Here is a 12735-nt window from a genome sequence, read left to right on the forward strand (position 1 = left end):
GATTAACCGCCCGGCGCTGGGGCGAAGATCGAGGCGAGATGGTTTTCGCTGGCGCCCATGCCGATGTTGTCGTTCAAGCCCTGGCGCAGGTACATGGTCATGGCCGGTTGCAGATTGATCGCGACGTCAGTTTCCCGGTCACCGCCGGGCACATAGGCGCCGACGCTGATCAGGTCGCGACTCTGCTGATAGCGCGACCAGTATTGCTTGAACATCTGCGCGTGGTTCAGGTGCTTGATGCCGACCACCGACGGCATGACCCGACTGATGGACGCTTCGATATCGATGGCCGGGTAATGCCCTTCCTCGGCCAGACGCCGGGACAGCACGATATGCCCGTCGAGCACGCCTCGCGCCGCGTCGGCGATCGGGTCTTGCTGATCGTCGCCTTCGGACAATACGGTATAAAACGCAGTGATCGAACCGCCACCCTTTTCGGCGTTACCGGCCCGTTCCACCAGTTTCGGCAGCTTGGCGAACACCGACGGCGGATAGCCCTTGGTCGCTGGCGGCTCGCCGATAGCCAGGGCGATTTCCCGCTGGGCCTGGGCGAAACGGGTCAGGGAATCCATGAGCAACAGGACGTTCTTGCCCTTGTCGCGAAAATACTCGGCGATTCGCGTGCAGTACATGGCCGCGCGCAGACGCATCAGTGGCGCATCGTCCGCTGGCGACGCCACCACCACCGAACGCTTGAGCCCTTCTTCACCGAGGATGTGCTCGATGAATTCTTTAACTTCTCGACCCCGCTCACCGATCAGCCCGACGACGATAATGTCGGCCTCGGTGAAGCGGGTCATCATGCCCAGCAGCACACTCTTGCCCACACCAGTACCGGCGAACAGCCCGAGCCGCTGACCGCGACCAACCGTCAACAAACCGTTGATGCAGCGAATGCCCACGTCCAGCGGTTGGCTGATCGGGTCACGCTTGAGTGGGTTGATGGTCGGGCCGTCCATCGGCACCCAATCTTCAGCCTTCATCCCGCCCTTGCCATCCAGCGCGCGACCGGCGCCATCGAGCACCCGCCCGAGCATGCTCATGCCCATCGGCAGACGACCGGTATCGGCCAAGGGAACCACACGGGCACCGGGGGCGATGCCGGCGACGCTGCCGACCGGCATCAGAAAAACTTTGCTGCCAGAGAAGCCCATGACCTCGGCTTCGACCTGCACCGGGTGATAGCTGTCGTCATTGATGACCATGCAGCGACTGCCCATGGCGGCGCGCAAGCCTTCGGCTTCAAGGGTCAGGCCGACCATGCGCAGCAGGCGACCTTCGAGGATTGGCGCGCCGGCAAGCGCAGTGGCCTCGGCGTAGCTACCGAGGCGCTTGGCGAAGCTGGTGCGATCAAGGCGCATCGGGGTCGTCCAGTTCCGGCTCGACCGGGGCAACCGCAGGCTTTTGGTCGTTCGGCAGCTCCAGGCTCAGGTCTGGCGCGGCCGGGTGCAGCGCCTGATCGTGCAATTGATCGAGCAGCTTGGCCATGACTTGGGTAACACGGGTTTCGATGGTGGCGTCGATGCGGCTGTGCTCCGTTTCGACCCGGCAACCGCCCGGCAACAAGGACTCGTCCTCGACGATGCGCCAGGTTTCTTCATGGCGCTCGCGCAGGGCTTTGACCTGTTCGAAATCTTGCGGGTTGATGTACAGCCGCACGTTGCCCACGCCCAGCGGCAAGAGCTTGAGCGCTTCGCGCATGACGTGTTCGATCTGCGTCGAGTCGATGGCGAGTTCGCGCTGAATCACTTGCTTGGTGATGTGTTGCACAAGGTCGACCAGCGACTTTTCGATCTGGGTGTCCTGCTCGGCAATGGGCTCGAACAGGTTGGCCATCAGCTGTTCCAGACCAGCGATCTTGGCCGTCAGGGCCACTTCAGCTTCCTGACGGACCTTGAGCGTGGTGCTGTGAAAACCTTCTTTCTCGCCAACAGCGAAGCCTTCGTTGTAGGCCTCCTGACGAATGCTTTCGAGCTCTTCGAGGGTCAGTGGCTGGACTTCTTCCAGCGGCACTTCTTCCATTTCCGGCGGTTCGGGCTCCGGCTCCGGCTCGGGTTCCGGCACAAACGGGTCGAAGCTGGGCAGCGACCAGATGTCGAAACCACTGACATCCTTGGCCCGGATCAGGTCGGTGTTGGACTCATCATGTTTGGACGACATAGTGACCTTAGATCATCTCTTCGCCGCCCTTCCCGCCGAGAACGATTTCTCCGGCTTCGGCCATACGGCGGGCAATGGTGAGGATTTCTTTCTGCGCCGTTTCCACGTCGCTGACGCGCACCGGGCCTTTGGCCTCGAGGTCGTCGCGCAACAGTTCGGCCGCTCGTTTGGACATGTTCTTGAAGATCTTTTCCTTGACGCCTTCGTCCGAGCCTTTGAGAGCCAGCACCAGAACGTCCGAGGACACTTCGCGCAACAGCGCCTGAATGCCGCGGTCGTCGACATCGGACAGGTTGTTGAACACGAACATGAGGTCTTCGATCTGACCAGACAGGTCTTCGTCGACTTCGCGGATCGAGTCCATCAACTGACCTTCGATCGAGCTGTCGAGGAAGTTCATGATGTCGGCCGCACGCTTGATGCCACCCAGGGTGGTGCGCGAGGCATTCGAGTTGCCGGAGAACTGCTTCTCGAGAATCTGGTTGAGTTCTTTCAGGGCCGCTGGCTGCACGGTGTTCAGCGAAGACACACGCAGGATGATGTCCAACCGGACCTTGTGGTCGAAGTTGCCCAGTACTTCACCGGCCTGATCCGGGTCGAGGTACGCCACCACGATTGCCTGGATCTGCGGGTGCTCGTAACGGATCACGTCGGCGACGGCGCGCGGCTCCATCCACTTCAGGCTGTCGAGGCCACTGGTGTTGCCGCCCAGCAGGATCCGGTCGATCAGGCCGTTGGCCTTGTCTTCGCCCAGGGCCTGGGTAAGCATTTTGCGCACGTAGTCATCGGAACCGACGCCCAGGCTGGTCTGGTCGCCGACGATGTCGACGAACTCGCTCATGACCTGTTCGACCTGCTCGCGGTGCACGTTACCCATCTGGGCCATGGCCACACCCACACGCTGGACCTCTTTGGGCCCCATGTGGCGCAGCACTTGCGCGGCGTCGGTAGAACCCAGGGACAGCAGCAGAATCGCGGCTTTGTCGACCTTGGTCAGTTTGGCGGCAACGGCTCGGTTATCACTCATCTGCGTTAATCCACTCTTTCACGACCTGGGCCACGCGACCCGGATCTTCTGCCACCAGACTCTTGATTGCGTTCAACTGTGCGTCATAGCCTTCGCTCGGGCTCGGCAGCAGGATACTGGTCGGGCCACCCAGGCTGACGCGGTCGTTGGCCAGTTCGCCGTCCAGGCCGCCCATGCCACCGAGTTCGACATCGCTGCCCAGGCCAGCGAGTTGCTTGTCTTTGCCGCCACCGGTGATGTTGTTGAGCACCGGACGCAGCACGCCGAACACCAGCACCAGGATGAACAACACACCCAGCACTTGCTTGACGATGTCCCAGAACCACGGTTGGGAGTAGAACGGAATATCGGCGATCACTTCACCGCGCTCGGCGGAGAACGGCATGTTGATCACACTGACGCTGTCGCCACGGCTGGCGTCGAAACCGACCGCGTCCTGTACCAGACGGGTGAAGCGCGCCAATTCATCGGCGCTCCACGGTGCACGGGTGGTTTCGCCGTTGGCCGCGTTGACCTTGACCTGATCATCCACCACCACCGACACCGACAGGCGATTCAAACGACCCTGCTGTTGTTTGGTGTGGCTGATGGAACGGTCGAGCTCGAAGTTCTTGGTGGATTGTTGACGCTTGTCTGCCGGGTACGGCGCCAGCATCGGCTGGCCGGTGGCCGGGTCCATGATTTGCTGACCGTTGGCATCGAGCAATGGCTGGCCTGGCTGCACCATGCCGGCCGACGCGGTGGTGCCACCGGTGGTTTGCGGCGCCGAGGCTGGCGATGGCGGCTGGTTGCTCAGGGCGCCCGGCACACCTTGCGGGCCATTGCTGGCGGTGCGCTGTTCGTTGACCGACTGCTCGCTGCGCAATGCCGGCTGGTCCGGGTTGAACTGCTCGGAAGTCGACTCGACGGCGCTGAAATCCACATCGGCCGAAACTTCGGCTTTATAGCGATCGTTGCCCAGCACCGGTTGCAGGATATTGTGCACACGCTGAGTCAGCATGCTTTCCATGCGACGGCTGTAATCGAATTGCTTGCCGGCCATGGTCAGTTCGGAATTTTCCGCCTGATCCGACAGCAGGTTGCCCTTCTGGTCGACCACGGTGATCTGCGACTTGCTAAGTTCGGGAACGCTGGTCGCCACCAGATTGATGATAGCGAGGACCTGGCCTGGCTCCAGCGAGCGGCCGGAATAGAGTTCAACCAGAACCGAAGCGCTTGGCTTGCGCTCGTCACGCACGAACACCGAGCTTTTCGGAATCGCCAGATGCACGCGGGCACCCTTGACGTTGTTCAGGCTGGAAATGGTCCGGGCCAGTTCGCCTTCGAGGCCGCGACGATAACGGGTCGCTTCCATGAACTGACTGGTACCCAGCCCCTGCTCCTTGTCGAGGATCTCGAAACCGATGTTGCCGTCGCTGGGAGTGACACCAGCGCCCGCGAGCTTGAGCCGCGCACGAGACAGGTCATCGGCCTTGACTAGCAAGGCACCGGAGTTCGGTTCAACGGTATAGGGAATGTCGGCTGCGGCCAGGGTTTCCATGACCTGCTTGGCGTCCATACCGGCAAGGCTGCCGTACAGAGGCCGGTAGTCTGGCTGCTGGGACCACAACACCACGGCAAAACCAATCGCCACACTCGCAGCCAGGCCGACCAACAGGCCCACCTGACGCAACATGGTCATCTCGGAGAGGTTTTCCAGGAAGGACAACCCGAACAGCGGCGGTTTGCCGTCTATTGGAGTGGCCTTGGCCGGAACATTATCGGCGATTGCTTCTGCCATGACTCAATTCGTCCTTAAACCGGCATCTGCATGATGTCTTGGTATGCCTGAACCAGCTTGTTGCGCACTTGGGTCAACGCCTGAAAAGACACGCTGGCCTTCTGTGAGGAAATCATTACGTCCGTCAGATCGACACCGCTTTTACCGATCTCGAAGGCACTGGCCAACTGACTGGATGCCTGCTGGGTGTCGTTCACTTTATTGACGGCCTGACCGAGCATGTCGGAAAAGCTGCTGCCACCCAATTCAGGGACTGCGGCAGTCGATTTCGGCGCAGACATCGCATCCATTTGCATGGAGCGCATGTCCAGCATCAACCGATTGAATTCAATACCTTGGCTCATGGTCTCTCTCTTTGACGAAGCTACGTCTTTGGCTACCCGCAATTTTTTGACACTCACTCGGCGGGTAGTGAGGTGTTAGCAACAAGGGTGCCAGCTCGGTGGTCGCTCTAAACAAAAGCCTTCCGGGCTTTGCATTAGCCCGTAAATCAGCGCAAACCATTGCGGGAGCGAGCCTTTGTGGCGAGGGGGCTTGCCCCCGTTCGGCTGCGCAGCAGTCGCAAAATCTGAGCACACAGCAAAACCTGCATCCCTCAAAAAGAAGGACCGCTTCGCACTCCAACGGGGGCAAGCCCCCTCACCACAGGGCTCCCACATTTGGATCGGTGTTGCTTGTATCAACTTTCAGGTGGCGAACAAGTAGCCTTCCACGTCCATTCCGGCGTCGCGCATCTGCGCCAGCTTGTAGCGCAAGGTGCGCGGGCTGATGCCCAGTCGCTCGGCGGCTTCTTTGCGACGGCCGCGCTCAGAGCGCAAGGTGTCAATAATCATCTGGAATTCACGGCGCCGCAGGTCATCGCCGAGGGCGCCTGCCGATTCGGCTTCGACTTCTACCGCGCGCACGGGCGTCGGCGCCAATGCCGGCAACGGCGCGCACGCCACAGGCCCGGCCAGGCAGAAATCCTGCGGCTGGATCAAGCCGCCCTGCTGCAGAATCAAGGCGCGCTGGATCGCGTTATCCAGTTCACGCACGTTACCCGGCCACGGATAACCGATCAGGCACGCCTGCGCCTCGGGCGAGAGCTTCGCCGCGGCATGCTTCATTTTATTGACGTGCTTGGTCAGCAGTCGCTCGGCCAGCGGCAGGATGTCGGCGGTGCGCTCGCGCAGCGGACGCCAGGCCAGCGGGAACACTGACAGACGATAATAAAGGTCTTCACGAAAACGCCCCGCCGCCACTTCAGCGGCCAGGTCACGGTTGGTGGTGGCGACCACTCGGATGTCCAGCGTGATCGGCTTGCGTGCGCCGACTCGCTCGACTTCGCGCTCCTGCAATACCCGCAGTAATTTGGCTTGAAGGCCAAGGGGCATTTCGGAGATTTCATCGAGCAGGATCGTCCCGCCATCGGCCTGCTCGAACTTGCCGGCCTGCGCCGCGATGGCGCCGGTGAACGAACCCTTTTCGTGACCGAACAAGGTGGCTTCGAGCATGTTGTCCGGGATCGCTGCACAGTTGATCGCAATGAACGGCTGACTGGCGCGATGAGAGTGTTGATGGATGTAACGCGCCAGCACTTCCTTGCCGGTCCCGGACTCACCGGAGATCAACACCGTGGAATCACTGCGCGCCACCCGTGCAGCCAATTCCAGCAGTTGTGCACTGGCCGGTTCGAACGCCACAGGCCCCTCGCTCTCGGCCACACCGAGATTGCCCAGTGCGTGCCGCGCCACCAGATCGAGCAAGGCTTTGGGCTCGAACGGCTTGACCAGGTAATCGGCTGCACCCTGACGCATCGCGTCGACCGCTCGCTCGACCGCACCGTGAGCGGTCATCAGCAGCACCGGCAACTGGGGCTGACGAGCCCGCAGCAATCCCAGCAGCTGATGACCATCCATGCCCGGCATGTTGACGTCACTGAGCACCAGGTTAAACGCCTCGGTACCGACCGCGGCCAGCGCCTCTTCCGCCGAACCGACCGCCGTGTAATCGTGCCCGGCAAGCAGCAGCGTATCGGTCAACGCCTCCCGTAGCGCGCGGTCATCCTCGACCAGTAAAACCTTGATGGCCATGTCCTTCACTTCGCTCCCTGAGCGCCGGGTTGCTCACCCGAAAAAAGCGGCAAGATCACCTGCGCGCAAGTGCCGCGACCCGGCCGCGAACGCAACTGCAATTCTCCCTGATGGGCACGGGCCACCGCCTTGACCACGGTCAGGCCCAGGCCGGTGCCGGTAGTTTTGGTGGTAAAAAACGGCTCACCCAAACGCGCCAGCACTTTCGTGGCGATGCCACTGCCGCTGTCGCTGACGCACAAGCGCAGGTTGTTGTCGCGGGTATACAGGTGAACCTTCAAACGGACATTGCCGGCACTTGCCTGAATGGCGTTCTCGATCAGATTGAGGATCGCCCCGACGAGGGTGTCGCGATTGCACAGCAACTCACCGGCATGACTGTCGCACTGCCAGCGAATCGGCAGGTCCTGAACGTGGGTCAGCGCTGCCGCTTGCAGCGACTGCATCAGCATCTTGGGGGTGACGCGGTCAGTCAGCGGCAGCTCGCCACGAGCGAACACCAGCATGTCGCGAACCTGGTGTTCCAGCTCATGCAAACGCTCTTTCAGGCGACCGGCAAAACGTTGCTGGGTCTCGACCGGCAACTCCTGCTCAGTCAAATGACTGGCATAGAGCAACGCAGCGGACAAAGGCGTGCGAATCTGATGAGCCAACGATGCGACCATGCGACCGAGAGACGACAGGCGCTCATGACGAGCCAGTTGATCTTGCAGATGACGGGTTTCAGTCAGGTCGTTGAGCAGCACCAACTGACCGGGCTCGGCATCCAGCGAGCGCGTGGCGATCGACAGACGCCGACCGTCCTTGAGAGAGATTTCGTGACCGTCATCCTCGCGCGGCGCAAAGCATCGAGCAATCACATGACGCCACAACTCGCCTTCAAGAGGCAGACCGAGCAGTTCACTCGCGGCGGGATTAGCTTCGCGCACGATGCCTTGGGCGTCGATGACGATGACGCCGCCGGGCAACAGATCAAGGAGGTTTTGCAGACGGTTGGCCAGGCGCTCTTTTTCCGCCAGCTCCTGCATGCGCTGAGCACTGACCACCGCCAGCTCGCCCTTGAGCTCGGTGACCCGGGCTTCGAGCATGCTGTAGGAATCGGTCAATTGGCTCGACATCTGGCTGAACAGCGCAAACGCCTGCTCAAGGCCAAGCCGGCTTGCCTGCTCTACGGACGACGGTTGCCCCGAAGCATCTGGGACAGGAGACATCTGGGCGGCTGGGGGCATCGTGCTCTCTCGCGTGGTTGACCGTCAGTTAAACGGAACGTTGCGAGGGATGTAGCAATACCCGTGCCTAAAAAAAACCGCTTATAAATGAAGGAGTTGAAAAACAGGCGTCAATCATCCGCCTGTTCATCTCCGTCACGACGGCTCATGCCGTACTTGCGCATCTTCTCCACCAGCGTGGTACGACGAATCCGCAGCCGTTCTGCCGCCCGTGCCACGATGCCATTGGCATCATCCAGCGCCTGCTGAATCAGCCCTTGTTCCAGACCGCCGAGGTAGTCTTTCAGGTCCAGGCCTTCCGGCGGTAGCAGGGCATTGGCGGTGAAGTCCGGGGTATGACCGTTGATGGCCACCCGCTCTTCAAGATCGCTGCGCAGGCTGTCGACCAGTTGCTCGTCTTCGTCATCGACGTAGCGGAATTTCTTCGGCAACTCGACCACGCCGATCACCCCGTACGGATGCATGATCGCCATACGCTCCACCAGGTTGGCGAGCTCGCGAACGTTGCCCGGCCAGCCGTGACGGCACAGCGACATGATCGCCGCCGAGTTGAAACGGATCGAACCGCGCTTCTCGTGCTCCATGCGCGAGATCAACTCGTTCATCAGCAGCGGGATGTCTTCGACGCGTTCGCGCAATGGCGCCATCTCGATCGGGAACACGTTCAAGCGATAGTAGAGGTCTTCGCGGAAGGTGCCGATCTCGATCATGCTTTCGAGATTCTTGTGGGTCGCCGCAATGATCCGCACATCGACGCTTTGGGTCTTGTTGCTACCCACGCGCTCAAAGGTGCGTTCCTGCAAGACACGCAGCAGCTTGACCTGCATCGGCAGCGGCATGTCGCCGATTTCGTCGAGGAACAAGGTACCGCCGTTGGCCAGTTCGAAACGCCCGGCGCGACTGGTGATCGCTCCGGTGAAGGCGCCCTTCTCATGGCCGAACAATTCGCTTTCCAGCAACTCGGCCGGGATCGCCCCGCAGTTGACCGGAACGAACGGCGCGTCGCGACGCTTGGAGTGGTAGTGCAAATTGCGCGCGACCACTTCCTTGCCGGTCCCGGACTCGCCGAGGATCAGCACGCTGGCGTCGGTGTCGGCGACTTGCTGCATCATCTGACGGACGTGCTGAATCGCCCGACTGGTGCCGACGAGGCTGCGGAAAAGATTGGGCTCACGGTGACGACCGCGCTCACGGGCCTGGTCATACATCTCGCGATAGACCTGGGCACGGTGCAACGAATCGAGCAATTTGCTGTAGCTGGGCGGCATTTCGAGAGTCGAAAGCACTCGGCGACGCTGGTCTTCCGGCAAGTCAATGGAAGAATTATCACCCATTAACAAAACTGGAAGGAACTCATCCCAGGTTGAGAGTGTCTTTAACAGGCCCAAAAGTGCACCAGGAGCATTTACCGTCCCGATGAGGACACAGATTACTTCACGACTTGATGACAGAGAGCCGACCGCCTGCTGCCAGTCATGGCTGCCACAGGGTAAATTTTCTTCGCCGAGAAAATTTAAAATCACCGCCAAATCGCGGCGACGGACGCTATCGTCATCAATCAGCAGAATTTTGGTTTCACGCCACATGCAATAGCAACTTCCCTAGTCAACTCAATGCCCAAAATGAGGGGCAAGCTAGACGCTTGCAGACACGTTATGCCTGTAGACGCCTGAAATCTGGAACCAGCCACTAGTTAAGTCAAAAAACCGTGCACAGTCAAATTTATGGCGCACTATGTTTGGATTAACTGAGGGGGTTAACTAACCAAACAGATGGTAAACCTTTGCCGCGTTCTGTGCTTGGTGGATCTGCGACATCTCGTCGACTATCGCTTGCCTCTCCCCCGTCGCCGCCTCCAGAAGCTGCTTATACACTCTCAGCAACTCCTCAAGGTTATCGCGCAACGCGACTTCGTCCACCGAAGCTTCACTCAAGACGTCTTCCATGCAGGAACGGCAAGCCAGGTCCAATTCACCGATGGCTTCCCAGTTGCGCTCGGCCAATGCATCGACCAGAGCCTCACGGGTTTGTTCGATTCGCTGCAATACAAGACTCATGGTGATCTCCTTAAAACTGCGGACCCGGCACGGCGATGGCATCCCAACCGTCTTTGACTGTTCTAAGCAAATCAGAGACTTCGTCGAGAATGGCTGGATCGGTCTTGATGTTGGCCTCAGCCAGACGCTTCATCATGTAGCTGTACAGACTGTCCAGTTCACCGACGGTTTCGACAGAGTTCTCAAGGTCCAGACCTTCACGTAAACCACCAATGATGCCGATGGCCTTGCCGATCAGAACACCTTTGTTCGGAATGTCTTTACGCTCCATCGCGCCTTTGGCCTGGGCGATACGATCCAGGCAGCCTTCCATCAACATCTGCACCAGACGATGCGGGCTGGCTTCGGAAGTTTGCGCCTGGGCGCCAATCTTCTGGTATTGGCGAAGGGCTAACATTGGATTCATGTTGTACCTCATCAAAAATCTGTGGTTCGTATAACCAGTGTATCGACGACGCGTCAAAAAACTTTAGATTCAAAAAACAAAAAGCCCGGAGCGTGAAAACGCTGCCGGGCTTTTGGCGTTATGGGTATTACGAGTTCTTCTGTTGCGCAGCCATGGCCTCAAACATCGAGGTGATGTTGCTGGCTGTCGCTTTCAATTTACCGACGAGGGTGTCCATGTCGTTGTACTTTTTGGTCAGTACAGCGGTCAGGGTCTCGACCCGACGGTCCAGGGCTTCCTGGTCGGCGGCCAGCCTGGTCCTGGTCGCATTCAGGCTGGTGGTGCGGGTATCAAGAATACCGCCCGTATCGGTGTACGGTTTGATCACATTGTTCATGCGCTCGATCAGACCGTTGGTACCGGTGAACAGGGTCTGAACCTCGCCGCCGAGCTTCTTGTCATTCATTGCCGCAGTGAACTTGGTGGAGTCGAAGTTCAGTGCACCGGTTTTCTGGTCAGTGGTTACCCCCAACTGCGAGAGCACGGTCAACTTGTCGCCAGCACCGGTCGTGGACAATGGACCACGAATGGCAGCCAGAAGCGAACGTGGCAATGGATCACCGGTCAGCGCGGCAGCGACAGTCGGCTTGCCATCGTCGTCCAGGGACGGCTTGGTCAGGGAAGTCACAGCGTTTGCGACAGCGTTGTAAGCGTCGACAAACTTCTGGATCGATGCTTTCAGACCATCGTTGTTGGACGCTACGGTGACGGTAGACGTGCCGGTGGTAACCAGCTTCAAGCTCAGCCCGGAGATCGTTTGGTCGAGGGTGTTTGACTTGCTGGTCATTGCCAGGCCATCGACTGTGAACTCGGCATCCTGGGCCAGGCCACCGATAGCACCTGAAGAGGTGGCGGTCGGCACGGCGGCCATCGGGGTCGACCCGTCGATTACCAGACCGGCAATACCACTGGCGGAGATGTCGGAACCGGCACCGGTGGTGGTGGAACCCAGCACCAGACGCGAACCGAAACTGTCGGTCACGATGTTGGCGCTCAGGCCACTGGCCTGGTACTGAGTGTTGATCGAGTCACGCACCGATTGCAACGTGGCGCCCGCACCTACAGTGACAGGGTAGCTGGTGCCGTTCTGGGTGATGGTCAGCGTGCCCGAAGGGATAGCACTGGTCGCACCGCCGGCAAACGCTTCAGAAGCCACTTTCGAGGAGGTAGCCAGCTTGGTCACGTTGACGGAATAGGTGCCGGACACAGCCGTGTTGCTGGAGGTAGCCGTCAGCACTTTTACATCGGAGGAGGTAGCAGCAAAACCCGTGAACTGAGGGGTTGTCGTGCTGCCCAGGTCGGTGAGTGCTTTCTGGAACGTGGCCAGCAGCGACTTCAGAGTACCGAGCCCGGAAATACTCGCCGAGTTGGTGGCGGTCCCGCGGTCGATCTGACCTTGTTTGGCCGCTTTGTCAGCGTTTACCAAGGCTTTGACGATAGCACCGGTATCAAGGCCGGAGCCTAAACCCGTGCCCGGTAAAATTGGACTTGCCATGTGAAACTCCCTTCAGTGTGTCGCCGGCCTTTTGACCACTACAACGCCCAAAAGAACATAGCAACAAAATTCATGCCAGTTGTCAGGCTTTAGCGCTGAACAACAAGCTGCTTGCATCATTCAAACTATTGGCCAGTTTCAGGACTTCTTCGTTGGGGATCTGACGGATCACCTCACCGGATTCGCTGGCAATGACCTTGACGACCACTTTGCCCGACGGCTCGTCGATCGAGAATTCCAGATTACGCTTGACCGACTGAACGAACTTTTCAATTTCCTGAACAGCCATTTTCAGTTTGTCCTGCTCGGCCTGTTCGCTCTTACCTTCTTCCTTGACAGCAGCTACCGGAGCAACTACCGCTCGAGGCTTCTCCGCAGGCTTGTCGGCAACAGTCGTTGCCTGCCTGGCCGCAGGATAAGACAAGTTCAGCTTGGCGCTCATATCCATGTCCATCACCTCTTAAAAAGTA

Annotated in this window: 12 protein-coding genes; all 12 read right to left on the reverse strand. The window is 59.5% G+C overall.

The window, feature by feature from the left end:
• Window positions 1-2: 2 nt before the first annotated feature.
• Window positions 3-1361 (reverse strand): flagellar protein export ATPase FliI, encoded by a 1359-nt coding sequence (fliI, locus tag JFU11_RS01945; protein WP_123720694.1) that lies wholly within the window; start codon window positions 1359-1361, stop codon window positions 3-5.
• The gene (fliH, locus tag JFU11_RS01950) at window positions 1351-2160 is read right to left on the reverse strand and encodes a flagellar assembly protein FliH (RefSeq protein WP_201059562.1); all 810 of its coding nucleotides are present in this window, start codon (window positions 2158-2160) and stop codon (window positions 1351-1353) included. Before fliH ends, fliI begins: the two co-directional genes overlap by 11 nt.
• Window positions 2161-2167: 7 nt before the next feature.
• Window positions 2168-3187 carry a flagellar motor switch protein FliG gene (gene fliG / locus JFU11_RS01955; protein ID WP_007894195.1) on the reverse strand — a complete coding sequence of 340 codons (1020 nt, stop codon included), beginning with the start codon at window positions 3185-3187 and terminating at the stop codon, window positions 2168-2170.
• The gene (fliF, locus tag JFU11_RS01960) at window positions 3180-4967 is read right to left on the reverse strand and encodes a flagellar basal-body MS-ring/collar protein FliF (RefSeq protein WP_123720692.1); all 1788 of its coding nucleotides are present in this window, start codon (window positions 4965-4967) and stop codon (window positions 3180-3182) included. Before fliF ends, fliG begins: the two co-directional genes overlap by 8 nt.
• 14 nt (window positions 4968-4981) lie before the next feature.
• Window positions 4982-5311: a flagellar hook-basal body complex protein FliE gene (gene fliE / locus JFU11_RS01965; protein ID WP_010456962.1), complete on the reverse strand. Its 330-nt coding sequence runs from the start codon at window positions 5309-5311 to the stop codon at window positions 4982-4984.
• 342 nt (window positions 5312-5653) lie between these two features.
• The gene (locus JFU11_RS01970; protein WP_123721236.1) at window positions 5654-7039 is read right to left on the reverse strand and encodes a sigma-54 dependent transcriptional regulator; all 1386 of its coding nucleotides are present in this window, start codon (window positions 7037-7039) and stop codon (window positions 5654-5656) included.
• Between the two features lie 5 nt (window positions 7040-7044).
• Window positions 7045-8250, reverse strand: a complete 1206-nt coding sequence (locus tag JFU11_RS01975) for an ATP-binding protein (RefSeq protein WP_201059564.1) — start codon at window positions 8248-8250, stop codon at window positions 7045-7047.
• 128 nt (window positions 8251-8378) lie between these two features.
• Complete coding sequence (locus tag JFU11_RS01980; RefSeq protein ID WP_007894189.1) at window positions 8379-9854, reverse strand: sigma-54 dependent transcriptional regulator; 1476 nt, start codon at window positions 9852-9854, stop codon at window positions 8379-8381.
• 174 nt (window positions 9855-10028) lie between these two features.
• Complete coding sequence (locus JFU11_RS01985; RefSeq protein WP_123720690.1) at window positions 10029-10325, reverse strand: flagellar protein FliT; 297 nt, start codon at window positions 10323-10325, stop codon at window positions 10029-10031.
• A 10-nt stretch (window positions 10326-10335) separates the two neighbouring features.
• Entirely contained in the window at window positions 10336-10731 is a 396-nt protein-coding gene (gene fliS / locus JFU11_RS01990) for a flagellar export chaperone FliS (RefSeq protein ID WP_201059566.1), read from the reverse strand.
• 127 nt (window positions 10732-10858) lie between these two features.
• A complete protein-coding gene (fliD, locus tag JFU11_RS01995; RefSeq protein WP_201059568.1) occupies window positions 10859-12265 on the reverse strand; it encodes a flagellar filament capping protein FliD in 1407 nt (468 codons plus the stop codon).
• An 82-nt stretch (window positions 12266-12347) separates the two neighbouring features.
• Window positions 12348-12713, reverse strand: a complete 366-nt coding sequence (locus JFU11_RS02000) for a flagellar protein FlaG (RefSeq protein WP_201087336.1) — start codon at window positions 12711-12713, stop codon at window positions 12348-12350.
• Between the last annotated feature and the right edge of the window lie 22 nt (window positions 12714-12735).

The sequence above is a fragment of the Pseudomonas sp. TH37 genome, assembly GCF_016650735.1.
In the GTDB taxonomy this organism is placed as follows: Bacteria; Pseudomonadota; Gammaproteobacteria; order Pseudomonadales; family Pseudomonadaceae; genus Aquipseudomonas; species Aquipseudomonas farris.

What these genes read in the sequence shown, in the direction of transcription:
- fliS (WP_201059566.1), bottom strand. Translation starts at nt 10,731, where the DNA reads ATGAATCCAATGTTAGCCCTTCGCCAATACCAGAAGATTGGCGCCCAG.
- JFU11_RS02000 (WP_201087336.1), bottom strand. Translation starts at nt 12,713, where the DNA reads ATGGATATGAGCGCCAAGCTGAACTTGTCTTATCCTGCGGCCAGGCAG.
- JFU11_RS01980 (WP_007894189.1), bottom strand. Translation starts at nt 9,854, where the DNA reads ATGTGGCGTGAAACCAAAATTCTGCTGATTGATGACGATAGCGTCCGT.
- fliG (WP_007894195.1), bottom strand. Translation starts at nt 3,187, where the DNA reads ATGAGTGATAACCGAGCCGTTGCCGCCAAACTGACCAAGGTCGACAAA.
- fliI (WP_123720694.1), bottom strand. Translation starts at nt 1,361, where the DNA reads ATGCGCCTTGATCGCACCAGCTTCGCCAAGCGCCTCGGTAGCTACGCC.
- JFU11_RS01970 (WP_123721236.1), bottom strand. Translation starts at nt 7,039, where the DNA reads ATGGCCATCAAGGTTTTACTGGTCGAGGATGACCGCGCGCTACGGGAG.
- fliD (WP_201059568.1), bottom strand. Translation starts at nt 12,265, where the DNA reads ATGGCAAGTCCAATTTTACCGGGCACGGGTTTAGGCTCCGGCCTTGAT.
- fliE (WP_010456962.1), bottom strand. Translation starts at nt 5,311, where the DNA reads ATGAGCCAAGGTATTGAATTCAATCGGTTGATGCTGGACATGCGCTCC.
- JFU11_RS01985 (WP_123720690.1), bottom strand. Translation starts at nt 10,325, where the DNA reads ATGAGTCTTGTATTGCAGCGAATCGAACAAACCCGTGAGGCTCTGGTC.
- JFU11_RS01975 (WP_201059564.1), bottom strand. Translation starts at nt 8,250, where the DNA reads ATGTCTCCTGTCCCAGATGCTTCGGGGCAACCGTCGTCCGTAGAGCAG.
- fliF (WP_123720692.1), bottom strand. Translation starts at nt 4,967, where the DNA reads ATGGCAGAAGCAATCGCCGATAATGTTCCGGCCAAGGCCACTCCAATA.
- fliH (WP_201059562.1), bottom strand. Translation starts at nt 2,160, where the DNA reads ATGTCGTCCAAACATGATGAGTCCAACACCGACCTGATCCGGGCCAAG.